We start from the raw sequence: 25393 nt of genomic DNA on the forward strand, positions 1-25393 counted from the left end.
CGCAGACTGCAATGTGCGCGACCGGGGCACGACGACGCGGGGGGGACGGTCGTCGTGCTTCGGGGAGGCTCGGAGTCATGGAGCAGGCGGAGACCGCATCGGAGGAGATCGCACGGTCGGACGAGGGCTCGCTCGTCGCGTCCGGCGAGCGCCCGACCGCGGACGCACCCGATCGAGATGCACGGCCGTCGTGGCAGGAGGTGCCGGCATCGCCGGCTCCACGCGTCTCGCACGATCAGGAGCCCATCGTGCCCGGCACCGTGCTCGCGGGTCGCTTCCGCGTGGGTCGCGCGCTCGGGCGTGGCGGCCACGGCACCGTCTACCAGGCGGAGCACGTCTCGCTCGGCTATCCGGTCGCGGTGAAGGTGCTGCACGCGGGCTTCGGGCTCGACGCGCGCCGGCGCGCGCGCTTCCGCCGCGAGGCGCTGCTCGGGGCGCGGCTTCGTCACCGCAACGTCGTCTCGATCCTCGACGCGGGCGAGCTCGAGGACGGCGCGCCGTTCCTCGTGATGGAGCACGTCGACGGCGCGGACCTCGAGAGCGTGATCGAGCGCTCGCGCCTCGATGCCGCCGCGACGATCGAGATCGGCGTGCAGCTCCTCGCGGGGCTCACCGCGCTCGGCGAGCGCGGCGTGATCCACCGCGACATCAAGCCGAGCAACGTGATGCTGCAGCGCTGCGTCGACGGCTACGTCGAGGTGAAGCTGCTCGACTTCGGCATCTCGAAGGCGATGCGCAGCGAGATCGCGCTCGAGACGCTCACCGCGGACGACTGCGTGCTCGGCACGCCGCAGTACATGCCGCCCGAGCAGGTGCGCGGAGAGGCGCTCGACGTGCGCGCCGATCTCTACTCGGTCGGCTGCGTGCTCTACGAGTGCCTCGTCGGCGAGCCACCGTTCGACGCGGACACGCCGGGGGGCGTGCTCGCGCGCGTGCTCACCGAGCGCGCCAAGCCGGTGCGCGAGGTGCGCCCCGACGTGCCCGCGGTGCTCGCGGTGGTGATCGATCGCGCGCTCGCGCGCGATGCCGGCGACCGCTGGCGTCATCCCGCGGAGATGTCCGAGGCGCTGCGCGGTGCGGCGCAGGAGCTCGGCCTCGCGCTCGGCATCGACGCGTGGAGCGGCGTGCAGCGCGATGCCTCGCCGCTGCTCGGCACGATGCCGATCGCGCTCGTGCAGCGCGCGTCCTCGCCGCCTCCGCGGGCCGCCGCGCCGCGCCCCGCGCCGATCACCGGCACCTCCGCGGCATGGGCGCGCTTCGGGCTCGCGCCGGCGCGCTCGCATGCGCGTCGCTGGCGTCGCGTGATCGCGGGTGCCGTCGCGATGCCGGTCGCGCTCGGGATCGCCGCGGCGACGTGGGGCGGCGACGCAGGGAGCAGCGCGCCCGCGGCCGAGATCCGCACGGCTGCGGCCGCGCCGCGCGCGGGCGAGATGGCACCGAGCAAGCCCGCGCACGCGCCGCTCGTCGCGGCCGAGGCGCCTCCCGAGGAGCCCGCGCTCGAGGCGCCGGTCGCGGCCGAGCCCGACGTGGAAGAGGAGATGGAGGAGGCACCCGAGCGCGGTCGCGAGCGAGGACGTTCGCGCCGGCACCGCGACGTCGACGTCGCCGCGCTGGAGACCCGCGCGCTGCAGGCGTTCGTCGCGGGCCGCGAGCGCGAAGCGCTCGGCGTGTACGAGCGTGCGACCGAGCTCGCCCCCGATCGCGCGAGCGCGTGGCGCGGCTTCGGCCTCGCGGCGGCGGCGGTCGGTGATCGCGGCACCGCATCGCGCGCGCTGCGTCGCTACCTCGATCTCGCGCCCGGCTCGCGCGATCGCGTGATCATCGAGCAGCGCCTCGCGCTGCTCGCGCACTGACCGATCAGCGCTCGGGAAAACACGACGCGAGGAGCTCGGCGAGATCCTCCGCGCCGAACCCGGGCTCCATGCGGTGGAGCGCGGTGCGCGTGATCCGCGCGAGCTCGCGCGCGCTCGCGAGCCGGGAGTCCGCGTTGGGCCGCAGCGCGCGCGCGACCACGTCGTCGATCTCCGCGGGCACGTCGGGCCGGATGCGCGAGGGCGCCTCGAACACGCCGGCCTTGATCATCATCGCGGCCTGCAGCACGTCGCCGGGCACCATCCGCCGCTGCGCGAGGCACTCCCAGAGCACGGTGCCGAGCGCCCAGACGTCGGTGCGCGCGTCGACCCACACGCCGTCGAGCTGCTCGGGCGACATGTACGCGATCTTCCCGAGGCGCGTGCCGATCGTCGTCATCATCTCGTGATCGGCGCTCTTCGCGAGGCCGAAGTCGCTGACCTTCACCTCGCCGTCCCACGAGAGCAGGACGTTCTGCGGGGACACGTCGCGATGCACGATCCCGAGCGGCTGGCCCGCGTCGTCGGTGCGCCGATGCACGTAGTCGAGCGCGGCCGCGCACTGCGAGACGATCGCGAGGGCGTGCGCGACCGGCATGCGATCGCGCAGCTCGCCGAGGCGCGTCAGCAGCTGCGCGAGCGTGATGCCCTCGACGAGCTCCATCGCGAGGTAGCGCTCGCCGCCCTCGGGCGTCGCGACGGTGCCGAAGTCGAGCACCTGCACGAGGTTCGGGTGCACCAGCCGCGCGTTGGTCCGCGCCTCCGCGACGAAGCGCGCCTCGAGCCGCGTGTCCTGGCGGAAGCGCGGGTGCATGCGCTTGAGCGCGACGACCTTGCGGAAGCCCTGCTCACCGATGCGCTCGGCACGGTACACCGACGCCATCCCGCCGGTGCCGAGCGGGGCGATCACGCGGTACGGGCCGATCTGCTCGGGCTGGCTCGAGAGCCGCAACGTGGGAGCGAGCATCGAGGCTCGCGCCCGGGGAGGTCAAGCGCCTTGGAAGATCCCGGGTTTCCGAGTGTTGCAAGCGCCGCGAGCTGCGTGTAACCCCCGGGGCCGAAGGCAGACGAGGCGCATGTACACCGACGTCCGAGCGATCAACGAGATGGTCCAGCGCGAGAGCGCGTTCGTCGAACCGATCCTGCACGAGGTCAGGAAGGTCATCGTCGGGCAGGACGAGATGATCGAGCGGATCCTGATCGGGCTGCTCACCGGCGGTCACGTGCTGCTCGAGGGCGTCCCCGGCCTGGCCAAGACGCTGACCGTCAAGACGGTCTGCGACACGATCAGCGCGCACTTCCAGCGCATCCAGTTCACGCCCGACATGCTGCCCGCCGACGTCGTCGGCACCGTCATCTACAACCAGCAGAAGGGCGAGTTCACCGCGAAGCGGGGCCCGATCTTCGCGAACCTCGTGCTCGCGGACGAGATCAACCGCGCCCCCGCGAAGGTGCAGAGCGCGCTGCTCGAGGCGATGCAGGAGCAGCAGGTCACGATCGGCGACACGACGTTCCCGCTCGATCAGCCGTTCATGGTCATGGCGACCCAGAACCCGGTGGAGCAGGAGGGCACGTACCCGCTCCCCGAGGCGCAGGTCGATCGCTTCATGCTCCACGTGAAGGTCGGCTATCCGACGCGCGACGAGGAGAAGAAGATCATGTCGCGCATGGCGCAGGCGGCGCTGGGGCCGAAGCGCAAGCGCGGGGAGCCCGCGGTGAACGATCCGCTCGCGGTCGCGGCGGTGGCGACGCCCGAGCAGGTGCTCCGGGCGCGCGAGGTGATCGGCCACATCATCGTGGACGAGAAGATCAACGACTACATCGTCGACGTCGTGATCGCGACGCGCGAGCCGAAGAAGGCGGGGCTCAAGGATCTGGTCGGGATGATCGCGCACGGCGCCTCGCCGCGCGCGTCGATCGCGCTGAACCTCGCGGCGCGTGCCCACGCGTTCGTGCGGCACCGCGGCTACGTGACGCCCGAGGACGTGAAGGCGGTCGGCCCCGACGTGCTGCGCCACCGCATCATCCTCACCTACGAGGCGGAGGCCGAGGAGCTCACGAGCGAGCAGGTCGTGCGCCGCATCTTCGACACCGTCGAAGTTCCTTGAACGATCGTTCATGAACTCGTCGCGATGATCCCTCGGGAGCTCATCAAGAAGCTGCGGACGATCGAGATCCGCACGTCCCGGCTGGCGAACGAACAGCTCGCGGGCGGCTATCACTCGGTCTTCAAGGGCCGCGGGATGGCGTTCAGCGAGGTGCGCCAGTACCAGCCGGGCGACGACGTGCGCTTCATCGACTGGAACGTCAGCGCGCGCATGAACGAGGTCTACGTCAAGGTCTTCTCCGAAGAGCGCGAGATGACCGTGATGCTCCTCGTCGATCTCTCGGAGAGCGAGCGCTTCGGGAGCGTCGCGCGGCCGAAGGTCGAGACCGTCGCCGAGGTCGCGGCGCTGCTCGCGTTCAGCGCGATCAAGAACAACGATCGCGTCGGGCTGATCCTCTTCACCGATCGCGTCGAGCGCTACGTGCCGCCCAAGAAGGGCAAGGGGCACGTGATGCGCGTGGTGACCGAGATCCTGAACGCGAAGCCGAAGGGGAAGGGCACCGATCTTCGCGTCGCGCTCGATCTGCTCGGCGGCGTGCAGCGACGTCGCGCGGTGGCGTTCCTGGTGAGCGATCTGATCGCGAAGGACTGGGAGCGCAGCCTGCGCATCGCGTCGGCGCGCCACGATCTCATCCCGGTGCAGGTGGTCGATCCGCGCGAGGAAGAGCTGCCCGACGTGGGCTGGGCGCTGATCGAGGATCTCGAGAGCGGCGAGCTGTTGGAGATCGACACCAGCGATCCCGGAGTGCGCCGGGCGTACGCGTCGCGCGTCGCGAAGGAGCGCGCGATCCGCGAGCAGCTCTTCGGTCGGCTCGGCGTGGATCACGTCACGGTGCGCACCGATCGTCCGTACGTGCCCGCGCTGGCCGAGCTCTTCCGGCGCCGCGAGAAGCGCATGAAGGGGTACGGATGAGCACGCGGGTCTCGCTGCTCGCTCTGTCGTTGTTGCTGATCGCGGGCTCGGCGCGCGCGCAGGACGCGGGCTCGCGCGCGCCGGACGCGGGCGCGGGGAGCGACGCGGGCGTCGTGCAACCGATCGACGACACGATCGAGGCCGACGTCGATCTCGAGCGCGAGCTGCCGGAGGGACATCGCCCCGACGTGTCGCTGGCGATCGAGCCGCGCGAGGGGCTCGTCACCGGCGACGTGGTGCACGTGGTGATCACGGTGCGCCTGCCCGAGGGCGACGACGTCGCGGTGCCGCGCCAGCCCTTCGGGCCCTTCGAGCTGCACGCGCAGGATCATCGTGATCGTCCGATCGACGGCGGGCGTCGCGAGTACGTGTTCGAGATCGATCTGCTCGCGCTCGAGCCCGGCGAGCACGAGCTGCCGGCGCTGCGGCTGCGCGTCGTGACCGCGGACGGGACGGTCGGCGCGGTGCGCACCGAGCCGCAGCGCGTGGTGATCGGATCGCTGATCGCGAACGAGCCCGATGCGCAGCCGAGGCCGCCGACGCCGCCCGTCGCGGTGATGCAGGACGACTACACGCTCGCGTGGGTGCTCGGGATCCTCGGCGCGATGCTGCTGACGGCGCTCGCGACGTGGCTGATCGCGCGGTGGTGGAGCCGTCGTCCGAAGAAGGCCGCGCCGCCCCCGCCGCCGAAGCCGGCGTGGGAGACCGCGCTCGCGAAGCTCGACGCGCTGCGGAAGAAGAGCGCGACGATGCTGGAGAACGGCGAGCACGTCGCGCTCGTCGACGGGATCAGCGACGCGCTGCGCGAGTACCTCGGCGCGCGGTTCGACTTCAACGGCCTCGAGAGCACGACGGATGAGGTGATCGCGCGGATGCGCGCGGCGCGGCCGGCGGGGTCGACGGTGCAGGAAGTGACCGCGCTGCTCGGCGACTGCGATCTCGTGAAGTTCGCGAAGGCGGTCCCCTCGCAGGACGAGTGCGAGCGGATGATCGACGGCGCGGTGCGGATCGTGCGGACGACGATGTCGACCGTGGCGCCGGCGATCACGCCGCCGGCGGCGGCGGCGGGTGCGGTTCCGACTGCGCCTGCGGCTCCGAGCGCGCCTGCTCCGAGCGCGCCTGCGGTCGTCGAAGCGCCGACGGTCGTCGAAGCGCCGGCGGTCGTCGAGCCGACCGAGCCGACTCCCGTCGAGTCTCCGCCGATCGTCGTCGCGCCCGACGTGTCGATCATCGCGCCCGAGCTGATCGCGCGACCGATTCCCGTCACGCGCGAGTCGCCTGCGGTCACCTCGCTCTCCGCGCCGCCGCCCGAGCCTGCGCGCGGCGCGCCGATCACGCTGCCGCTCGTCGTCGCGTCGCCCGACGCGCTCTCGCCGGTGCTCACCGCGTCGGTGCTCGGCGCGGTCGAGTCGCGGGCGCTCGATCCCGACTTCGACGGGACCGTGATCGTCACGCTGAGCCCGTCGCTGCCCGACGAGCACGCGGCGCGTCAGGCGCTGCGCAGCGTGCACGCCGAGCTCACCTCCGCCCTCGCGACGCGACGCACGGCGAACGGTGCGCGCGTGCGGCTCGTCATCGAGCACCTGCACGAGTCGGCGCGCGAGGCCGTGCTCGAAGGCCGCGAGCCGCGCAAGACGATCTACGACGCGCCCTCGCCGCACTCGACGCTCACCGGGAACGCGTTCGATCGCGGCGGCGGGGAGGGCTCGTCGTGAAGCCCTGGGTCCGCATCCTCGCGACGATCGGGTGGACCTTCGCGTTCCTCGTGCCGGTCGCGTACGTCTGCGCGTGGGCGATCGAGGGGCACTACGAGGTGCCGCTCGAGGCGGGCTCGTTCCGCTTCGAGCGACCGTGGGCCGCGCTGCTCCTCGTCGCGGCGCCGCTCGTGTGGCTCGCCCGCGCGTGGCTCCATCACGACCACGCGCCGCGCATCCTGCTCTCGCGCACCGGCGATCTCGCGAAGGTCGCGCGCGGTGGGCTGCGCCTGTGGGCCGCGCCCGCGCTCGTCGGGATGCGCGTCGTCGCGGTGCTGCTGCTCGTGCTCGGGCTCATGGGGCCGCAGTCGATCCACGCGCGCGACTCCGCGGAGATCGAGGGCATCGACATGGTGCTCACGCTCGACGTCTCGCTCTCCATGCAGGCCGGCGACATCCAGCCGAACCGCTTCGAGGCGATGCAGGACGTCGTCGACGACTTCATCCGCCGTCGCCCCAACGATCGCATGGGCGCCGTCGTGTTCGGGCGCGACGCCTACACGCTGCTGCCGCTGACGACCGACAAGGAAGCGCTGCGCGGGATGATCGCGGAGCTCGAGCTCGGCATGGTCGACGGGCGCGGCACCGCGATCGGCAATGCGCTCGGCACCGCGCTCAATCGACTGCGTCGCTCCGAGGCCGAGAGCCGCGTCGTCATCCTGCTCACCGACGGCGACTCGAACAGCGGCAACGTCTCGCCCGATCAGGCGGCCGAGTTCGCGCGAACGATGGGCGTGCGCGTCTACACCATCCTGATGGGCCAGGACGAGTCGGCGCGGGTGCAGGCGGGCACCGACGTGTTCGGTCGTCCGCTCTGGGATCGCGGCAACTTCCCGATCAACCCCGAGCTCATGCAGCGCCTCGCGGAGCGCACCGGCGGCGAGTCGTTCGTCGCGTCGGATCGTCGCGGGCTCGAGCAGAGCTTCCACTCGATCCTCGATCGCCTCGAGCGCAGCGAGATCGAGGACACCGGGCGCGTCTACGGAGAGCTCTTCCCGGCGCTCGTCGTGCCCGCGCTCGCGCTGATGGTGCTCGAGCTGCTGCTCGCGTCGCTCTGGCTGCGGAGGTGGCCGTGAGCTGGCGCGACTCCGATCTGCTCTGGCTGCTCGCGATGGTGCCGCTCCTCGCGGGGCTGCCGATCTTCGCGTGGTGGCGTCGGCGTCGCGCGACGGAGCGCTTCGGCGACGAGGGCACGGTGCGGTCGTTGGTCGCGGGTCGCTCGGGGCCGTGGCGCGCGACGCGTGCGGTGCTCTGGGTGCTCGCGATCGCGCTGACGATCGTCGCGCTCGCGGGGCCGCAGTGGGGCAGTCGCACGCGCGTGCTGCGCAAGCGCGGCATCGACGTCGTGATCGCGCTCGACTTCAGCAAGAGCATGCTCGCGCGCGACGTGCGGCCGAGCCGCATCGATCGCGCGAAGGCCGAGGTGGTTCGTTTCGTCGAGGAGCTCGACGGAGATCGGGTCGGCGTCGTCGCGTTCGCGGGCGAGACGATGGAGTTCCCGATGACCACGGACTACGCGGCGCTCGCGTTGTTCCTGCAGGATCTCGGGCCCTACGACATGCCGGTCGGCGGCACGGCGATCGCGCGCGCGCTGACCGCGGCGGAGCGCCTGCTCGATCGTGCGGGGCGTCGTGGTGGGGGCGCGGCGGAGGCTCCGCCCGAAGAGGGCACGCAGCGCTCGCGCGTCGTGATCCTCATGACCGACGGCGAGGATCACGAGGGCAATCCGGTCGAGGTCGCGCAGCGTCTCGGCGAGAGCGGCGTGCGCGTGTACGTGGTCGGCATCGGATCGCGGACCGGCGAGCCGATCCCGACGTACGCGCCCGACGGAACGTGGACCGGCTATCTGCGCGACGAGCAGGGACAGCTCGTGCAGACCGCGCTCACCGAGGACAACGAGCGACAGCTGCGTGAGATCGCGGAGGCGACCGGCGGTCGCTACTTCGCGGCAGGGCGCGGCGGCGTGGGCGTGGATCAGATCCGCGCCGAGATGCGGCAGATGCACCAGGACGAGCAGCGGACGCGTCGGGTGACGGTGCAGGAGGATCGCTACGCGCTCCTGCTCTTCCCGGCGTTCCTGCTCTTCGTGCTCGAGGCGTTGCTGCCCGACGCGTGGACGGGACGCTGGCGACGGCGCAGGACGGAGGCGGGACGATGACGACGCGCACCGTGCTCTTCTCGATCGGGCTCGCGATGATGGCGGCGATGCCGGCGCGCGCGTCGGCGTGGGAGCTCTTCCGGAGCGAGAACGGCGACGTGCGCGAGGGCAACGAGCGGCTCGCGGCGGGAGACCACGCGGGCGCGCTCGCGGCGTACGACCGCGCGGCGCGGGTGCTGCCGGGCGAGGCGGGCGTCCACCTGGATCGAGGGCTGGCGCTGCTCGCGGCGGGGCAGCTCGATCCGGCGCGCGAGGCGCTGCGGCTCGCGACCGAGCCTCCCGCGAGCCGCGAGATCCGCGCGGCGGCGCACTACAACCTGGGCCTCGCGTTCTACCAGCAGGCCGACGCGGCCGCGGGCGAGGAGAACCACGAGGAAGCGCAGCGCCTGTTCCGCGAGGCCGCGGACGCGTTCCGCAGCTCGCTGCGTCAGGTGCCGGGCAACCGCGATGCCGGCTGGAACCTCGAGCTCGCGCTGCGGCGCATCCGCGAGCAAGAGGAGCAGCAGCAACAGCAGGAAGAGCAAGAGCAGCAGGACCAGCAGGACCAAGAGCAGCAGGACCAGCAGGATCAGCAGCAGGACCAGCAGGACCAGCAGCAACAGGACCAGCAGGACCAGCAGGACCAGCAGCAACAGGACCAGCAGGATCAGCAGCAGGACCAGCAGGATCAGCAGCAGGACCAGCAGGACTCGCAGCAGCAGGATCAGCAGGACGAGTCGTCCGACTCGGGCGAGCGCGACGATCAGCAGCAGCAGGACCAGCAGGACTCGCAGCAGCAGCCGGGTGAGAGCCCCGAGGGACAACGCGAGGATCAGCCGAGCGGCGAGAGCGAGTCGGAGGCCTCGGGCGCCCAGGAGCGCTCGCTGCCGCCCGACATGGAGCGCGTGCTCGATGCGCTGCAGGACGGCGAGGAGAACCTCGAGCGCTCGATGGCGCGGGCGCGCGGACAGCGCGAGCAGCGGCGCGTGGAGCGCGACTGGTGACGATGCGCCGCGCGCTCTCGTCGTTCGCCGCTGCGTGCTTCGCGATCGCGCTCGCGCCGGCGGTCGTGCGCGCGCAGTCCGCGAACGTGACGATGAGCGCCGACCGCACGCAGGTGAACGTCGGCGACTCGTTCCGGCTGCAAGTTCGCGTCGACGTGAGCAACGCGCAGGCGCCCCAGCCCGAGCTGCCCGATCTCTCCGCGTTCGACGTGCTGAGCCAGCAGGTCTCGCGGCCCATGCAGTTCAGCTTCGGGTTCGGCTCGCAGACGCAGGTCGTGCAGTCGACCGCGGTCTATCTGTTCGTGCTCCGCGCGAACCAACCGGGGCGCTTCGATCTGCGCGCGCCGCGGGTGACGATCCAGGGCCGCGAGTACGTCGGCAACGCGCTGACGATCGTGGTCGGTGGCGCGGGCTCGCCGCAGGCGCAGCAACAACCGCAGCCGCAGCAACAACAGCCCTCGTCGGCGCCGCCCACCGGCACGCTCGACGGCGCGATCTACGACGATCAGGCGTTCCTGCGCACGGTGGTCGATCGCTCGGAGGCCCGTCCCGGCGAGCAGATCACGGTCACGCTCTATCTGTACGTGCGCGGCGCGCTGCGCGGCTCGCCGACGATCACGCGCGAGGCGACGACCGACGGGTTCTGGGTGCACGATCTCCTGCCGCCGGCGCGCACGCTCGATGCGACCACGCAGGTCGTCGGCTCGGTGCCGTTCCGCGTCTACGTGCTGCGTCGCTTCGCGGCGTTCCCGCTGCGCGAGGGGGAGCTCACGATCGGCGCGCCGACCGTGACGATCCCGATGGGCAGTGTGTTCGACATCTTCGCGGGCGGACCGCAGCCGGACGCCGAGCGCACCGGTGTGCCGCTGACCGTGCAGGTGCGCGCGCTGCCCGCGGAAGGGCGCCCCGCGGGTGAGGTGCACGTCGGTCAGCTGGGCCTCGATGCGACGCTCGATCGCACGCAGGTGCCGACCGGCGACGCGGTGACGCTCACGCTGCGCGCGACCGGCAGCGGTCACGTGCAGGCGCTGCGCATCGAGGGCCCGCAGCTCGACGGCCTGCGCGTCCTCGCGCCGCAGACGCGCGACGAGATCAGCGCGCCCGGCGATCTCGTGGCGGGCACGCGCACGTTCGAGTGGCTGATCGTGCCGGAGCGCGAGGGCACGTACACGATCCCGCCGTTCCGCGTCGCGACGTTCGATCCTGCGAGCGGCGCGTACCGCGTCGTGGAGAGCGCGCCGATCACGCTGACCGCCGCGGGCAATCCCGTCGGCGGCGCGGTGCCGAGCGCGCAGGGCGACGAGGTGAGGCCGCAGGCGCCCGACGCGGAGCACGTCGCGCAGCTCGGTCCGGTGCGCACGCGCAGCGCGCTCGCGCGGGGCGACACCGCGCTCGCCGATCGCGCGTGGTACCCGTGGGCGCTCGCGTCGTTCCCGCTCGCGTGGCTCGGGCTCGTGATCGGCATCGCAGCGCGTCGTCGCGCGGCGGCGCGCGGCGCGCAGAGCTCGCCGCAGAAGGTCACGAAGGAGGCGCGCAAGCGGCTCGCGGTCGCGGAGTCGCACGCGGAGAAGGGCGATGCGCGCGCGTTCTACGCATCGCTCACGCTCGCGCTGCGCTCGGTGATCGAGGGCCGGCTCGGCGAGTCGGTGGGCAGTGTCACGCATCGACAGCTCGAGCGCCGGCTCGCGGAGCGCGGCATGAGCGACGCGCTCGCGAAGCGCGTGGTCGAGGAGCTCGAGGCCTACGAGATGGCGCGCTTCAGCGCGAGCGCGGCGGAGCGAGACGAGATGCAGAGCGCGCTCGCGCGAGCGCGCGAGCTGATCGGCGAGCTCGACCGCTTCGTGCCGACCGCGGAGGACGAGCGATGAAGCGCGCGCTCGTGACCTCGGCGATCGCGCTCGCAGCCGTCGCGCTGGCGAGCTCGAGCGCGCGCGCCGAGACGCTCGACGATCTCTTCCGCGCCGGCAACGAGGCGTACTTCCGCGGCGCGTACGACGATGCCTCGTCGCGCTACGAGGAGCTCGTGGAGCTCGGCGTGCGCGACGCCGACGTCTTCTACAACCTCGGCACCGCGTACGCGCGGCAGGGCCGTCATGGCCGCGCGATCGCGGCGTACGAGCGCGCGCTCCGGGTGCGGCCCTCCGATGCCGAGGCCGCGACCGCGCTCCGGCATGCGCGCGATGCGCTCGCGTCGCGTCGCGCCGATCGCGAGGGCGAGGCGACGATGGCGAGCGACGAAGGGCTCGCCCACGCGGTGTTCGGGCGCCTCTCGCGCGACGCGCTCGCGAGCGCGGTGCTGGTGCTCGACGCGCTCTTCTTCGCGGTGCTCGCGGCGTTCCTCTTCGTGCGGCGGGAGACGGCGCGGCTGGCGCTGGGCATCGGTGCGCCCTTGCTCGGTCTCGCGCTCGGCGCCGCGTCGCTCGGTCTCGCGATCCGCTCGGGCGCGTTCGACGAGGGCGTGGCCGCGGTCGTGGTGGCCGATCGCGTCCCGCTGCGCGAGGGGCCGCACGAGGACGCGCAGGAGCGTGCGCGCGTGCGGGAAGGCGAGCGCGCGTGGATCGTCGGCGAGGACGGCGCGTGGGTCCACGTGCGGGCCGGCGGGCGCGAAGGCTGGGTCGAGGGCGCGCAGGTCGTGCGCATCGACTGATTTGCCCGGGCCCTGTCGACCCCCGAGCTGCGCGCTCGGCGCGTCTGGTCAGCCTTCGACCGCGCTACGGATTCTGTAGCGCTCGCAGCGCCTCGGTCGCGCGGGGACTGCCGGGCCTCCGGCGCAGCGCTTCCTCGAACGCGCGTCGCGCTTCGTGTCGCTGGCCCGCGGCGGCGAGGGCCTGGCCGAGCACGATCGCGGGCTCGGCGTCGTTGGGCGCGGCGAGCTCGAGCGCTTCGCGCGCCGCAGTGATCCCGCCTTCGCGATCGCCCGCCTCGAGGCGGGCGCGTGCGAGCTCGAGGCGGACCTCGCCGCTCGTCGGGAGCTGACGCGCGACGCTCTCCAGCGTGCGCGCCGCGGCCGGAGCGTCGCCCGCGGCCATGCGCGCCCCCGCGACGTCGCGCAGCGCATCGAGATCGCCGGGACGGCGCGCGACGACCGCCTCGAAGAGCGTGACCGCTTCGGTCGCGCGGCCCTGCGCGAGCGCGAGCGCCGCGAGCTCGGCGAGCACCTCGGTGTCCTGCGGCATCGCGCGGCGCGCGGCCTCGAGCGCACGCCGCGCGCCCTCGAGATCGTCGCGACGGATCGCGAGCGCCGCGAGGCGGCGCAGTACGCTGGCCGCACTCTCGTCCTGCAATCCCGCGTCGCGCGTGATCCCGTCGATCGCCACCGCATGACCCTCGGCGATCGCTGCGGCCCACCAGCGCATCGCGCTCGCGCGCCTCTGCGCCGCGGGATCGGTCGGCGCTCCCGCGAGCCACGCTTCGAGCACGCGGCGCGCCTCGCTCGCATCCCGCTGCATCGCGGCGCCGGGCGCGGCGACCTGCTCGTCCACCTGATCGGGCAGGAGCAGCTCCGCGAGCCGGAGCGGTGCGCGCGCATCGCTGGGATCGGCCGCGATCGCCCGCCGCAACGGCCCGAGCGCACGCGCCGGCCGCCCTGCGCTCACCGCGCGCTCCGCCTGCGCGAGCAGCGCCTCCACGCGCGCCGTGCGGGCCCTCTCTCGCGCGCCCTGGGCCGCGGCGGGAGCGCTGGACACCCACAGCAACATCCCTAGAACTAGCGCCCCCGCCCGGAGCGACGCTCCGGCCCACCGTCGGCGAAGAGCCACGCGAAACGAGATAGCAGCCCCCGATGCGCTCGACACGTCTCCGCGGCGCTCGCACCCACAACCTGCGCGCGCTCGATCTCGACCTCGAGCCCGGCACGCTCGTCGCCATCGCGGGCCCGTCGGGCGCCGGCAAGTCCTCGCTCGCGTTCGGCACGCTCTACGCCGAGGGCCAGCGTCGCTACGTCGAGAGCTTCAGCGCGTACGCGCGACAGTTCCTCGAGCGCCTCGCGCGCCCGCCGGTCGATCGCCTCGAGCCGGTCGCGGCGGGCATCGCGGTGGATCGCCAGGCGCCGGTGCGCACCAGTCGCTCGACCGTCGGCACGATGACCGAGGTCGCCGACTACGCGAAGAGCCTGTGGGCGCGCGCGGCGCAGCTGCACTGTCGTCAGTGCGGCGAGCGCGTGATCCGCGACGAGCCCGAAGCGATCGCCGACGCGCTGCTCGCGTCGCACGCGGGCGCGAAGCTGCTCGTCACGTACCCGGTGCCGGTGCGCGACGCCGAGGGCTTCCTCGGCGTGCGCGAGATGCTCGCGGGCGCGGGCTATCGGCGCGTGCTGATCGACGGCGCGGTGCGCGATCTCGACGAGGTGCGCCCGAGCGACGTGCTCGGCGACGAGGTGATCGCGGCCGCGCCGAAGAAGAAGGTCGCGAAGAAGAAGGCGACCAAGAAGAAGGCCGCCCCCGAGCCGGAGCCCGCGCTGCGCACGGTGGAGGTCGTCGCGGATCGCACCGTGCTGCGCGAGGAAGAGCGCGGCCGCATCGTCGAGGCGCTCGAGGCCGCGATGACGCGCGGGCATGGTCGCGCCGCAGCGGTGATCGGCAGCGAGGTGCATCGCTACTCGCGCGCGCTGCACTGTGCGCGCTGTGACATCGGGTATCGCGACGCGACGCCGGGGCTCTTCTCGTTCAACAGCGCGGTCGGCGCGTGCGAGTCGTGTCGCGGCTTCGGCCGCGTGATCGGCGTCGATTGGGCGAAGGTCCTGCCCGATCCGAAGAAGACGCTCGGCGGTGGTGCGATCGCGCCGTGGGGCGGCAAGTCGACGGCGTGGGAGCGCCGCGCCCTCGCGAAGCACGCGGTCGCGGCCGGCGTGCCGCTCGACGTGCCGATCGCGCAGCTCACCGAGGCGCAGCGCGAGTGGCTCATGGAGGGCGACGAGCTCGGCTATCCGCGTGGCTGGTTCGGCCTGCGCGGGTGGTTCGGATGGCTCGAGTCGCGCGCCTACAAGATGCACGTGCGCGTGCTGCTCTCGCGCTACCGCAGCTACGAGGACTGCACCGCGTGCGGCGGCGCGCGCCTCAAGCCCGACGCGCTGCTCTGGAAGATCGACGGGCGGTCGATCGCGGAGATGTTCGCGATGCCCGCTTCGGACGCGCGGGTGTTCCTCGATCGCGTCGAGCCGGTGATCGAGGTCGACGCGGCGACGCTCCTGCTCCTGCGCGAGTGTCGTGATCGACTGCGCACGCTCGAGGACGTCGGGCTCGGCTATCTGCAGCTCGATCGCGCGTCGCGCACGCTGAGCGGCGGTGAGTCGCAGCGCGTGTCGCTGACGAGCGCGCTCTCGGCGTCGCTCACCGGCGCGATGTTCGTGCTCGACGAGCCGACGGTCGGTCTGCATCCGAGCGACGTCCGCAAGCTCTCGCGCGTCGTCGAGCGGCTCGCGGAGGACGACAACCTCGTGCTCGTCGTGGAGCACGATCCCGACGTGATCCGCGCCGCGGATCGCGTCATCGAGCTCGGCCCCGGCGCGGGCGAGCACGGCGGTGCGATCGTGTTCGACGGAACGCCCGACCTGCTCGCGCAGGGCGACACCGCGACCGCGCACGCGCTGCGCGAGGACGCGCGCGTCGTTCGTGATCGACGCATCACGCCGAGCTGGCTCGTGCTGCGCGGCGCGCGCGGCCACAACCTCCAGCAGGTCGAGCTGCGCATCCCGGTCGGCGCGATGACGTGCGTCACCGGGCCGAGCGGCTCGGGCAAGAGCAGCTTGGTGCTCGAGACGCTCGTGCCCGCGGTGCAGCGCGCGCTCGGCGTGCCCGGCGTGCACCAGCCGCTCGAACACGACGCGCTCGAGGGCGCGGCGCTGGTCTCGAGCGTCGTGCACGTCGATCAGTCCCCGCTCGGTCGCACCTCGCGCGGCAACGCGGCGACGTACCTCGGCGCGTGGGACGTGATCCGGAAGCGGTTCGCGCGCGAGCCGATTGCGAAGGAGCGCGGCTACACCGACGGGTTCTTCTCGTTCAACGTCGAAGGCGGACGCTGCGAGACCTGCCGCGGCGACGGCGCCGAGACCGTGGAGATGCAGTTCCTCGCGGACGTGACGTTCTCGTGCCCCGACTGCAGCGGACGTCGCTTCGTGGGGCCGGTGCTCGACGTCGTGCATCGCGGCATGACGGTCGCGGACGTGCTCGAGCTCACCGCGAACGAAGCGGCGGAGCGCTTCGCGGGCGACGCGTCGGTGAGCGAGCGGCTGCGTCCCATGATCGACGTCGGGCTCGGCTATCTGAAGCTCGGCCAGTCGCTCAACACGCTGAGCGGCGGCGAGGCGCAGCGCCTGAAGCTCGCGCTCGCGCTCGCGGAGACCCCGCCGGGCGCGCTCGTGGTGCTCGACGAGCCGACCGCGGGATTGCACGCGAAGGACGTCGAGCCGCTGATGCAGGTGCTCGATCGCCTGGTCGCGCGCGGCGACACGGTGGTGGTCGTCGAGCACGACATGCGCGTCGCGGCGCGCGCCGATCGTGTGATCGATCTCGGCCCCGGCGCGGGCAACGAGGGCGGTCGCATCGTGGCCGCGGGCACGCCCGAGGAGGTCGCCAACGTCGAGGGATCGCGCACCGCGGAGTTCCTCGCGCGCGCCCTGGGGCGCGGCGCTCCCGAGAAGGTCTCGAGGACGCGCACCACCAAGAGCACGAGCACCGACGCGCGAGTCATCGAGGTGGTGAACGCGCACGAGCACAACCTGCGCAACGTCTCGGTGCGCTTCCCGCGCGAGAAGCTGGTCGCGGTCACCGGGCCGAGCGGCTCGGGCAAGTCGACGCTCGCGTTCGACGTGGTGTTCGCGGAAGGGCAGCGGCGTTATCTCGAGACGCTCTCGCCCTACGCGCGTCAGTACCTGCCGCAGCTCCCGCGGCCCGCGGTCGATCGCGTCGTCGGCGTGCCGCCGACGGTCTCGGTCGAGCAGCGCATCACCCGCGGCGGCGCGAACTCGACGGTCGCGACGGTCACCGAGGTCGCGCACTACCTGCGCCTGCTCTGGGCCCGCGCCGGGCTGCTGCACTGCACCGAGTGCGAGGTGCCGATCGCGGCGCGCGCGCCCGGTCTCCTCACCGAGGACGTGCTCGCGCGCTTCGGCGCGAAGGCCGAGATCACCGTGCTCGCGCCGATCGTGCGCGGCCGCAAGGGCCATCACCGCGAGCTGCTCGGTCAGATGCGCGACAAGGGCTTCACCGAGGCGCGCATCGATGGAGTCCTCCGTACGCTCGAGCCCGGCCTCTCGCTCGCGCGCTTCGTCGAGCACGAGGTCGACGTCGTCGTCGATCGTGCGAAGGGCGATCGCGCGAAGCTCGAGGCCGCGCTGCGTCGCGCCGCGGAGCTCGGCGAGGGCAGCGTGCGCGTGCTCGCGGCGGGCGAGGATCTGCTGCTCTCGACGAAGCGCGCCTGTCCGAGCTGCGGCAAGGGCTACCCCGAGCTCGACCCGCGCTTCTTCTCGTTCAACACGCGCCAGGGCCAGTGCGAGGGCTGCGAGGGCAAGGGCTTCCACCTCCGCACCATCGGCAAGGGCAAGACGCTGCGCGAGGTGCGCGAGGCGTGCGAGGACTGCGGCGGTACGCGCCTCTCGAAGCTCGCGCGCTCGGTCACGATCGACGAGCGACCGATCACCGCGCTGCTCTCGCAGAGCGTCGAGGCCGCGCGCCGCGAGCTCTCGACGATGACGCTGAAGGGCCGCGAGAAGGAGATCGGCGAGCCCTGTCTCCACGAGTCCGAGGCACGGCTTCGTTTCCTCGAGGAGGTCGGGCTCGGCTATCTCGGCCTCGATCGCCCGGCGGACACGCTGAGCGGCGGCGAGACCCAGCGCGTCCGCCTCGCGGCGCAGCTCGGCAGCGGCCTCACCGGCCTCCTCTACGTCCTCGACGAGCCGACGATCGGCCTGCACCCGCGCGACACCGGCAAGCTCGTCGGCGCGCTGCGCTCGCTCGTCGACAAGGGCAACAGCGTGATCGTCGTCGAGCACGACACCGACGTGATCCGCGCCGCCGAGCACGTCGTCGACGTCGGTCCGGGCGGTGGCAAGCGCGGCGGACGCGTGCTCGCGGAGGGCGCGCCCGCGGTGCTCGAGACGGTGCGCGAGTCGATCACCGGCGCGTCGATCGCGCGCGCCGCGCACATCCCGAGCGAGCGTCGTGACTGCGCGAAGGCGCCGCGCCTCGAGCTCGAGGGCGCGCGCGGGCACAACCTGAAGAGCGTCGACGTCTCGATCCCGCTCGGTCGTCTCGTCGTCGTCAGCGGCGTGAGCGGCTCGGGCAAGAGCACGCTCGTGCGGCGCGTGCTGCTGCCCGCGGTGCGCGATGCGCTCGGCCTCGTGAACGACGAGCCCGGCCTGCCCTTCGCGAAGCTGCGCGGCGCCGACAAGCTCCAGCGCGCGACGATGGTCGATCAGAGCCCGATCGGTCGCACGCCGCGCTCGGTGCCCGCCACCTACGTCGGCGTGTGGGACGAGATCCGTCGCCTGCTCGCGCAGACGCCCGAGGCGCGCGCGCGTGGCTGGGACGCGTCGCGCTTCTCGTTCAACGTGTCGCACGGCGGTCGCTGTCCGACGTGCGAGGGCAACGGCTCGCTGACCGTCGAGATGGCGTTCCTGCCCGACGTCTACCTGCCGTGCGACGGATGCCGCGGCATGCGCTTCACCCAGGAGACGCTCGACGCGCGCCTGCACGATCGCAGCGCGGGCGAGCTGCTCAAGATGGAGATCGAAGAGGCCGCGAAGGTGCTCTCCGCAGTGCCCAAGGTCGCGCGCCCGCTCGAGCTGCTCGCCGAGCTCGGCCTCGGCTACCTCGAGCTCGGCCAGGCCTCGAACACGCTGAGCGGCGGCGAGGCGCAGCGCCTGAAGCTGGTCGCGGAGCTCGGCACCGCGGCGCAGGGCAAGACGCTCTACGTGCTCGACGAGCCCACCACCGGCCTGCACCGCGACGACGTCGGTCGGCTGATCGGCGTGCTCGGCAAGTTCGTCGAGCGCGGCGACACGGTCGTCGTGATCGAGCATCACCCCGACGTGATCCTCCAGGCCGACTGGGTGATCGATCTCGGCCCCGAGGGAGGGCAGGGCGGCGGCACGATCGTGGTGCAGGGCACGCCCGAAGAGGTCGCCGCGTGCGAGCGCAGCCACACCGGCCGCGCGCTGCGCGAGGAGTACGCGCGCGCCGGCATCGAGCTCGGCGCGAAGAAGAAGACCCCGAAGCGCAAGGCGAGTTGATCGCTGTGACTCGCGCTGGCACACCTGCCGGCGCATGCGTGCATTCACCCCAGTCGCGCTCGGCGTTGCGCTTCTCGTCCTCGGCTGTGCGACCAGCGCGCGCGTGCGTCGCGACGGGCGCGTCCACTCGGGCGTCGTCACGGGCGGCGCGCGGCTGTCGATCGAGCGAGCGAGCCGCGAGATCCCTTGCCGCCGCGAGGATCTCGTCGTCGAGGACCTGGGTTCGGGCGGCTACCGTGTCGTGGGCTGCGGGTCCGTGATGACCTACACCTGCCTCGGCAACGGGTTCGGCGGTGGTGTCTGCGAGCTCAACGAGCGCCGCTACCCCGAGCGCGACCTGGCGCCGCCGGTCCATCGCGGGGACACGTGGACCGATGGGCAGGTGCGCGAGCTGCGCGCGACGATCCATGACGAGATCATGCGGTGCGTTCCAGAGGGCACCGACTCCGTGCGCTTGCAGCTCGCGCTCTCACCGCGCGGCGAAGTGCGTCGCATCGGACGCAGCCAGGTCGACGCGGCAGCGGGTCGTTGCATCGATGACGCGCTCTCGCGTGCGCAGATGCTCGGGACCGCGTCCGAGCAGCGCGTGGTCGTGATGGACTTCCAGCGGACGCAATCGGTCGCTGCCGCCCCGGCCGCGGTCACCCCGATGCCGGCGACCGTGCCTGTCGGGCCCGACGGCGCCGCGCGCGCCGCGGTGGACACGCGCGCTCCGTCGATCCTCGCGTGTGTCGAGGCCGAGGCGATCGCGATGCAGGTCTCGTGGACCGCCGAGGGCCGGCTCGATGTGCTGCTCCGCGGTGATCGACAAGGCACACCCGAGGAGTCGTGCGTGCGCGCGATCGTGCAGCAGCTGACGATTCCCGCGCCCGGCGCGGCCGGCACCATCGTGCACGCCGTCCAGCGCTGAGCTCAGCGCGGCGCGAGCGCCGCATCGAGCGCGGCGGCCCACCGCGCGAGGTGACGCGCGCACTCGCCGATCCGGATGAAGCGCGCGTTCAGGTCCTCCGAGCGCACGTGGATCAGTCGCTCGGTCGCGACGACCGCGTCGCGCAGCGCCTGCGCCAACCGCTTCGCACGCTCACGCCCGACCTCGTCGATCCACGCGCGCATGTGGACCGGCGCGATCTCGAACGCGTCGATGCCGCAGCAGCCCGCGACGCAGTGGACCTCGCACGCCCGCAGGAGCCCGCGCGCATCCTCGTCGAGCTCCAGCGCGTGCCCCTCTGGGTGATCGACCAGCCACACCGTGCGGGCGCGCTCCGCGAGCGTTCCGGTGCTCCAGCGATTCGCCGCGAAGTCGAGCCGGAGCGAGCGACCCGTGCGATCGATCCGGAGCGTCTCCTCGCGCTCGCCACCGACGTGCTGGGTGCCGGCGACGTGCGTCGCGATCTCCCGCAGCAGCCACGCCCAGCTCGACGTGCGATCGTCGGCCTCGCCTTCCGCGTCGACACCCGCGACCAGCGCCTCGAGCCCGCGCGCGATCGCCCCGCTCTCGTCGAGCTCGACGAGCGCCGCGATCTCGTCGAGTCGATCCCGCTCGAGCTCGTCGGGCACTCGGCGGACCGCGCTGAAGAAGAGCCCCTCGAGCGTTCCGCGCATGCGCGGCGATCTACCCCGTTCAGATCGGCGCGTCGATCGGCGGCAGAGGAGGCTCGCACGCCGGATCCATCGCCGCGAGGTACGCGGCGCAGCGTCCTTCGAGGCACAAGCACCGTCCGCCGCAGTCGAGCGTGCCCGCGCGACACTCGAGCGTGCACGCCTCGCCATCGCACTCCGGTGCGTCGCTCGCCGCCCCACACGCGTCGGCGTGACAGCACTCCGCGGGCACGCAGTCGGCGTCGCTCTCGCACGCGATCTCGGTCGGCTCGACGCGCGCCGCTTCGCACCCTGCGCTCACGACGAGCGGGAGCGTCGCGCTCGCGCTCCCCGCGCGCACCACGAGGGCCGTCTGCCCGCTCGCGAGCCCCTCGAGCACGACGAGCGGTCCCTCCGCGACCTCGCCGCTGCACACGCCGCTCGCCGGGCCCACGCTCGCGATGCGCTCGTCCGCGACCCGCGCGCTCGGCGCTGCGCTCGCGAGCAGTCGCTCGCCGTCCGGCGCGATCGCGACGAGCGACACCCGCATCGCCTGTCCCGCGCGCAGCGCGATCGACCGCAAGCGCCCGTCGATCCACGCCAGGTCGGGCGAGTCGGTCGTGGCGATCGCCGGCACGACGTTCACCTCGATCGCGTCGTCGACGCGCACCGGCACCGTCCCGATCACCTCGTCGCCGTCGCTGATCTCGATCGCCGTCTCGCCGACGCCCAGCGCGCGCATCACCACGCGCGGCCGCGTCGTCACCTCACCGCCGCACGTGATCTCCGCGTCGTGCATGCGGGTGCAGCTCGCTCCCACGCCCGTGCCGCAACAGAGCCGCACCGGCTCGACCCACGCGCTCATCGTCGCGCCGTCGATTGCGCGCGCCTCGATGCGATCGAGCTCGATCGTCGTCAGCACGTCCGCGACGAGCTCGGCGCCGATCAACACCGGCGCGTCGAGCGCGCAGCCGCTCGCGCACGCCGCACTGTCGCGCACCACGAGCGACGCCGTGGCGTCGCCGCCGAGCGGCTCACGCGACGTGCACCCGATCGCGACGAGCACCGTGACGAGCAGGGCGATCCGGAGCGACATGCGCGGGCATCGTGCAACCCACGATCCGCTCCGGTTCGCCGGGGCGCGTCGTCACAGCGACGGCAGCTTCATGATCGCGAGATCGGGCGCCGCGACCAGCTTGGCCTCGGTCTTCTCCTGCACCTCGCGCGCGCTGACGCCGGGCGCGAGCTCGATGAGCTGCAGCCCGTGCGGAGTCACGTCGATCACCGCGAGGTCGGTGATGATGCGGTGCACGACCTTCTTGCCCGTCAGCGGAAGCCGGCACTTCGTGAGGATCTTCGGCGCGTCGCCCTTGGCCACGTGCTCCATCACCACCACGACGCGCTTGGCGCCCGCGACGAGATCCATCGCGCCGCCCATCCCCTTCACCATCTTGCCGGGGATCATCCAGTTCGCGAGGTCGCCTTCCTCGCTCACTTCCATCGCGCCGAGGATCGCGAGGTCGATGTGCCCGCCGCGGATCATCGCGAAGCTCTCCGCGCTGTCGAAGAGCGACGCGCCGGGGATCATCGTGACCGTCTGCTTGCCCGCGTTGATGAGGTCGGCGTCTTCCTCGCCTTCGTAGGGGAAGGGGCCGACGCCGAGGATGCCGTTCTCGCTCTGCAGCATCACCTCGACGCCCGGCGGGATGTAGTTCGCCACGAGCGTCGGGATGCCGATGCCGAGGTTCACGAAGAAGCCGTCGCGGAGCTCCTGCGCCGCGCGCATCGCGAGCTGATCACGATCGAGCATCTGGATCACGCTCCCTTCTTCTGCGTGCCGCTCTTGGGCTGCACGGTACGGCGCTCGATGCGCTTCTCGTGCTTGCCCGCGACGACGCGGTGCACGTAGACGCCGGGGGTGTCGATCTCGTGCGGCGCGAGCGCGCCGACCTCGACGATCTCCTCGACCTCGGCGATGGTGATGCGACCCGCCATCGCGGCGAGCGGGTTGAAGTTCTTCGCGGCGAGGCGGTACACGAGGTTGCCGTAGCGGTCGGCCTTCCACGCCTTCACGATCGCGAAGTCGGCGACGATGCCGCGCTCGAGCACGTAGTGCTTGCCGTCGAACTCGCGCGTCTCCTTGCCGTCGGCGACGGTCGTGCCGTAGCCGGTCGGCGTGTAGAACGCGGGGATGCCCGCACCGCCCGCGCGAAGGCGCTCGGCGAGCGTGCCCTGCGGCGTGAGCTCGACCTCGAGCTCGCCGCTGAGGTACTGGCGCTCGAACTCCTTGTTCTCGCCGACGTAGCTCGAGACCATCTTCTTGATCTGCTTGTTCTGCAGCAGGATCCCGAGGCCGAAGTCGTCGACGCCGCAGTTGTTCGAGACGAAGGTCAGGTTCTTCACGCCGCGCTCGCGCAGGGCCGCGATGCAGAGCTCGGGGATGCCGCAGAGACCGAAGCCACCGGCGGCGAGGGTCGCGCCGTCGGGGATGTCGCGCACCGCGGCGAGGGCGCTCTCGTAGACCTTGTCCATACGGGGCTGGGTCGTATCAGACCTCGCGTCGGGGTGGCAACGCGAACGGGAGCGCTTCGGTGCGGGCGCGTGGCATCGCTCCCTCGCTAGTCCTCGCGAGCTGCCGATCACGAACCGGTGAGACGTCGGGAAGCGGAGTGTCCGCGTCGCACGCGAAGCGTGCGTCGCGGACCGTGCACGCTCGGTGGGGCGTCGTGCGGCCCTCGCTGCGGGATCGCTCGGGAGCGATGCCACGCGCCCTGCTGCACGGCGTCGGCATGCATGGGCGAGACGCAGCGGTCTGGGCTTTGGGTGGGCTGGCGGAACGCGCGATCCCGCGGAGCGGGATCGCACGTTCCGGGATCGGCGCCGCGCTTCGCGCGAGCGTGCCGAATGATCGGCGCCGCGCTTCGCGCGAGCGTGCCGAATGGGTCGGCGCCGCGCTTCGCGCGAGCGTGCCGAGTGCGGCATCGGCCGCGGACGGCAAGGTGCGCGGCGTTGCCGGCGATGCCGAAGGGGTACTGGAAGGTGCCGTGGGCCATTGCCCGCGAGGCAGGGGGTACGGGAACGTTCCGCGGGCTGTTGCCCGCGAGGCAGAGGGGTACGGGAACGTTTCCGCGGGCGATTGCCCGCGAGGCAGAGGGGTACTGGAAGGTGCCGTGGGCCATTGCCCGCGAGGCAGAGGCGTACGGGAGGTGCCCCGGGGCATTGCCCGCGAGGCCGAGGGGTACGGGAAGGTGCCGTCGGGCGTTGCCGGCCGCGCATTGGCGCACGGAGCTTCGTGCGCCAATGCGCGCGACGCGCTCGCTGGTGCGCCGGAAGGTTCGGCGCGGCATTTCCGCGGCGCGCTGGTGCGCCGGACGGTACGGCGCGGCATTTCCACGCCGCGCTGGTGCGCCGGACGGTACGGCGCGGCATTTCCACGCCGCGCTGGGGCGCCGGAAGGTACGGCGCGGCATTTCCGCGGCGCGCTGGTGCGCCGGACGGTACGGCGCGGCATTTCCGCGGCGCGCTGGTGCGCCGGACGGTACGGCGCGGCATTTCCGCGGTGCGCTGGCGCGCCGGACGGTCCGGTGCGGCATTCCACGCCGCGCTGGCGCGCCGGAAGGTCCCGCGGCGCGCCGGGCGACCTTCAGGCTGCTTCGTCGTCCGCGCCGGTCGAGCCCGTCGTCTTCGGCGTCGCGGGCTTCTCCGGCGCCGGCTTCACGGGGACCGGCAGGCCGAAGTTGTATCGCAGGAAGTCGCGGAAGAACCCGAACGGGTTCGGGTCCTTCTTGTTCTGGATCCGCGCCCGCACCTTGTAGACGCCGTGCGTCGCCGCGAACACGACGTCGGCCGCGCGGCGGTACGCCTCGCCGTGGTTCTTCGTGAAGTAGTGCTTGCGCGAGTCGAACCAGTACGTCGGGACGCGACGCCATTCCTTCATGCCCGTCGACGCGCTGCCGACGTGCGCGACCTTGCTCTCGACGACGTACCACGTGGGCCAGCCCGCGAGCTTCGCGCGGCGGCACAGGTCCGTCTCCTCGAAGTAGAGGAAGAACGTCTCGTCGAAGAGCCCGATCCGGCGCAGCACCTCGGCGCGCATCATCATGCTCGCGCCCGCGAGCCAATCGACCTCGCGGGTCTGGCTCGGGATCGGCTCGATCGCGACGCGATGCTCGTCGAGCAGCTTCGACACCACGCCCAGCGCGAGGCCGCTCTCGAGCTCGCTCCACAGGCTCGGGAAGCGGAACGCCGTGTGGTGCGGCACTCCGTCGGTCCCGTGGATGAAGCTCCCGACGATGCCGACCTCGGGGCGCGCCTCGAGGAAGTCGACCAGCACCTCGATCGCGTCCGGCGCGGGGAACGCGTCGGAGTTCAGGATGTACACGAGCTCCGGCGGATCTCCGCTCTCGAGCGCGCGACGGATCGCGTAGTTGTTGCCCGCGCCGAATCCGCCGTTGCGATCGCTCGCGAGCACCCGGACGCGCTCCGGCGCGTACCGGCCCTCGCGCACGCCAGCGACGAGCTTCTCGTAGCTGCCGTCCTGCGAGTCGTTGTCGACGATGTCGATGCGCGCGTCGGGGATGTTCTCGAGCGCGTGATAGGCGCTCTTCAGCGCCTTCAGCGTCATGTCGGGAGTGCGGTAGTTGAGCAGAACGACGAGCAGCTTCACGCGATCACTCCACGCTGAGACCGACGAACGGACGCACCGCGATCTCGGCGCTGATCGTCGCCCTCGGCCTGCGCGCGGTCCTCACGTACCCGAGTACGCTCCGGTCCGTGCTCGGCCTCGGGCGCCGCTGAGCACCGAGCTCGCGGCGCGCGCCACCA

18 protein-coding genes are annotated in these 25393 nt (G+C 72.4%); 11 read left to right on the forward strand and 7 right to left on the reverse strand.

The genetic code is table 11. From position 1 onward, the window contains the following. The first annotated feature begins 77 nt into the window (after window positions 1-77). Window positions 78-1853: a tetratricopeptide repeat protein gene (locus I5071_RS10430; protein ID WP_236605276.1), complete on the forward strand. Its 1776-nt coding sequence runs from the start codon at window positions 78-80 to the stop codon at window positions 1851-1853. A 4-nt stretch (window positions 1854-1857) separates the two neighbouring features. Here I5071_RS10430 and I5071_RS10435 read toward each other — a convergent pair whose 3' ends face one another. Then, window positions 1858-2817, reverse strand: a complete 960-nt coding sequence (locus I5071_RS10435) for a serine/threonine-protein kinase (RefSeq protein ID WP_236605277.1) — start codon at window positions 2815-2817, stop codon at window positions 1858-1860. Window positions 2818-2926: 109 nt separating this feature from the next. Here I5071_RS10435 and I5071_RS10440 point away from each other — a divergent pair, with 109 nt between their 5' ends. The 8 genes from I5071_RS10440 to I5071_RS10475 are packed head-to-tail and all read left to right on the forward strand — an operon-like array spanning window position 2927 to window position 12412. Continuing rightward, on the forward strand, window positions 2927-3958 hold the full coding sequence (locus tag I5071_RS10440) for an AAA family ATPase (RefSeq protein WP_236605278.1): 1032 nt from the start codon (window positions 2927-2929) through the stop codon (window positions 3956-3958). A 24-nt stretch (window positions 3959-3982) separates the two neighbouring features. Further along, on the forward strand, window positions 3983-4870 hold the full coding sequence (locus I5071_RS10445; RefSeq protein WP_236605279.1) for a DUF58 domain-containing protein: 888 nt from the start codon (window positions 3983-3985) through the stop codon (window positions 4868-4870). Continuing rightward, window positions 4867-6585: a hypothetical protein gene (locus I5071_RS10450; RefSeq protein ID WP_236605280.1), complete on the forward strand. Its 1719-nt coding sequence runs from the start codon at window positions 4867-4869 to the stop codon at window positions 6583-6585. The genes I5071_RS10445 and I5071_RS10450 overlap by 4 nt, the downstream gene beginning before the upstream one ends. Further along, window positions 6582-7700 (forward strand): VWA domain-containing protein, encoded by a 1119-nt coding sequence (locus tag I5071_RS10455; RefSeq protein ID WP_236605281.1) that lies wholly within the window; start codon window positions 6582-6584, stop codon window positions 7698-7700. Before I5071_RS10450 ends, I5071_RS10455 begins: the two co-directional genes overlap by 4 nt. Further along, a complete protein-coding gene (locus I5071_RS10460) occupies window positions 7697-8782 on the forward strand; it encodes a vWA domain-containing protein (RefSeq protein WP_236605282.1) in 1086 nt (361 codons plus the stop codon). The genes I5071_RS10455 and I5071_RS10460 overlap by 4 nt, the downstream gene beginning before the upstream one ends. Next, window positions 8779-9765: a hypothetical protein gene (locus tag I5071_RS10465; protein WP_236605283.1), complete on the forward strand. Its 987-nt coding sequence runs from the start codon at window positions 8779-8781 to the stop codon at window positions 9763-9765. Before I5071_RS10460 ends, I5071_RS10465 begins: the two co-directional genes overlap by 4 nt. 2 nt (window positions 9766-9767) lie before the next feature. Continuing rightward, window positions 9768-11633: a BatD family protein gene (locus I5071_RS10470; protein ID WP_236607630.1), complete on the forward strand. Its 1866-nt coding sequence runs from the start codon at window positions 9768-9770 to the stop codon at window positions 11631-11633. Further along, entirely contained in the window at window positions 11630-12412 is a 783-nt protein-coding gene (locus I5071_RS10475) for a tetratricopeptide repeat protein (protein WP_236605284.1), read from the forward strand. The genes I5071_RS10470 and I5071_RS10475 overlap by 4 nt, the downstream gene beginning before the upstream one ends. A gap of 64 nt (window positions 12413-12476) precedes the next feature. Here I5071_RS10475 and I5071_RS10480 read toward each other — a convergent pair whose 3' ends face one another. After that, entirely contained in the window at window positions 12477-13451 is a 975-nt protein-coding gene (locus tag I5071_RS10480; protein WP_236605285.1) for a tetratricopeptide repeat protein, read from the reverse strand. Window positions 13452-13546: 95 nt separating this feature from the next. Between I5071_RS10480 and uvrA the strand changes: the two genes are divergently transcribed. Both uvrA and I5071_RS10490 read left to right on the forward strand, forming a co-directional pair. Beyond that, on the forward strand, window positions 13547-18991 hold the full coding sequence (gene uvrA, locus I5071_RS10485; RefSeq protein ID WP_236605286.1) for an excinuclease ABC subunit UvrA: 5445 nt from the start codon (window positions 13547-13549) through the stop codon (window positions 18989-18991). A gap of 34 nt (window positions 18992-19025) precedes the next feature. Beyond that, a complete protein-coding gene (locus I5071_RS10490; RefSeq protein WP_236605287.1) occupies window positions 19026-19901 on the forward strand; it encodes a hypothetical protein in 876 nt (291 codons plus the stop codon). 2 nt (window positions 19902-19903) lie between these two features. Here the strand turns inward: I5071_RS10490 and I5071_RS10495 are convergent, their stop codons facing one another. The 5 genes from I5071_RS10495 to I5071_RS10515 all read right to left on the reverse strand — a co-directional run bounded on the left by I5071_RS10495 (window position 19904) and on the right by I5071_RS10515 (window position 25235). After that, window positions 19904-20593, reverse strand: coding sequence for a DUF6331 family protein (locus I5071_RS10495; RefSeq protein ID WP_236605288.1), 690 nt, complete (start codon window positions 20591-20593; stop codon window positions 19904-19906). Window positions 20594-20612: 19 nt separating this feature from the next. Further along, on the reverse strand, window positions 20613-21665 hold the full coding sequence (locus I5071_RS10500) for a hypothetical protein (protein WP_236605289.1): 1053 nt from the start codon (window positions 21663-21665) through the stop codon (window positions 20613-20615). Window positions 21666-21716: 51 nt separating this feature from the next. Next, complete coding sequence (locus I5071_RS10505) at window positions 21717-22379, reverse strand: CoA transferase subunit B (RefSeq protein WP_236607631.1); 663 nt, start codon at window positions 22377-22379, stop codon at window positions 21717-21719. Window positions 22380-22384: 5 nt separating this feature from the next. Next, window positions 22385-23101, reverse strand: coding sequence for a CoA transferase subunit A (locus I5071_RS10510; protein ID WP_236605290.1), 717 nt, complete (start codon window positions 23099-23101; stop codon window positions 22385-22387). Window positions 23102-24212: 1111 nt separating this feature from the next. Then, complete coding sequence (locus I5071_RS10515; protein ID WP_236605291.1) at window positions 24213-25235, reverse strand: glycosyltransferase family 2 protein; 1023 nt, start codon at window positions 25233-25235, stop codon at window positions 24213-24215. Window positions 25236-25393: the final 158 nt, after the last annotated feature.

It is taken from the genome of Sandaracinus amylolyticus, from assembly GCF_021631985.1.
Taxonomy (GTDB): domain Bacteria; phylum Myxococcota_A; class Polyangia; order Polyangiales; family Sandaracinaceae; genus Sandaracinus; species Sandaracinus amylolyticus_A.

Coding starts and splice junctions, on each gene's coding strand:
- I5071_RS10430 (WP_236605276.1), top strand. CDS start 78: ATGGAGCAGGCGGAGACCGCATCGGAGGAGATCGCACGGTCGGACGAG.
- I5071_RS10435 (WP_236605277.1), bottom strand. CDS start 2,817: ATGCTCGCTCCCACGTTGCGGCTCTCGAGCCAGCCCGAGCAGATCGGC.
- I5071_RS10440 (WP_236605278.1), top strand. CDS start 2,927: ATGTACACCGACGTCCGAGCGATCAACGAGATGGTCCAGCGCGAGAGC.
- I5071_RS10445 (WP_236605279.1), top strand. CDS start 3,983: ATGATCCCTCGGGAGCTCATCAAGAAGCTGCGGACGATCGAGATCCGC.
- I5071_RS10450 (WP_236605280.1), top strand. CDS start 4,867: ATGAGCACGCGGGTCTCGCTGCTCGCTCTGTCGTTGTTGCTGATCGCG.
- I5071_RS10465 (WP_236605283.1), top strand. CDS start 8,779: ATGACGACGCGCACCGTGCTCTTCTCGATCGGGCTCGCGATGATGGCG.
- I5071_RS10470 (WP_236607630.1), top strand. CDS start 9,768: ATGCGCCGCGCGCTCTCGTCGTTCGCCGCTGCGTGCTTCGCGATCGCG.
- I5071_RS10475 (WP_236605284.1), top strand. CDS start 11,630: ATGAAGCGCGCGCTCGTGACCTCGGCGATCGCGCTCGCAGCCGTCGCG.
- uvrA (WP_236605286.1), top strand. CDS start 13,547: ATGCGCTCGACACGTCTCCGCGGCGCTCGCACCCACAACCTGCGCGCG.
- I5071_RS10490 (WP_236605287.1), top strand. CDS start 19,026: ATGCGTGCATTCACCCCAGTCGCGCTCGGCGTTGCGCTTCTCGTCCTC.
- I5071_RS10495 (WP_236605288.1), bottom strand. CDS start 20,593: ATGCGCGGAACGCTCGAGGGGCTCTTCTTCAGCGCGGTCCGCCGAGTG.
- I5071_RS10500 (WP_236605289.1), bottom strand. CDS start 21,665: ATGTCGCTCCGGATCGCCCTGCTCGTCACGGTGCTCGTCGCGATCGGG.
- I5071_RS10505 (WP_236607631.1), bottom strand. CDS start 22,379: ATGCTCGATCGTGATCAGCTCGCGATGCGCGCGGCGCAGGAGCTCCGC.
- I5071_RS10510 (WP_236605290.1), bottom strand. CDS start 23,101: ATGGACAAGGTCTACGAGAGCGCCCTCGCCGCGGTGCGCGACATCCCC.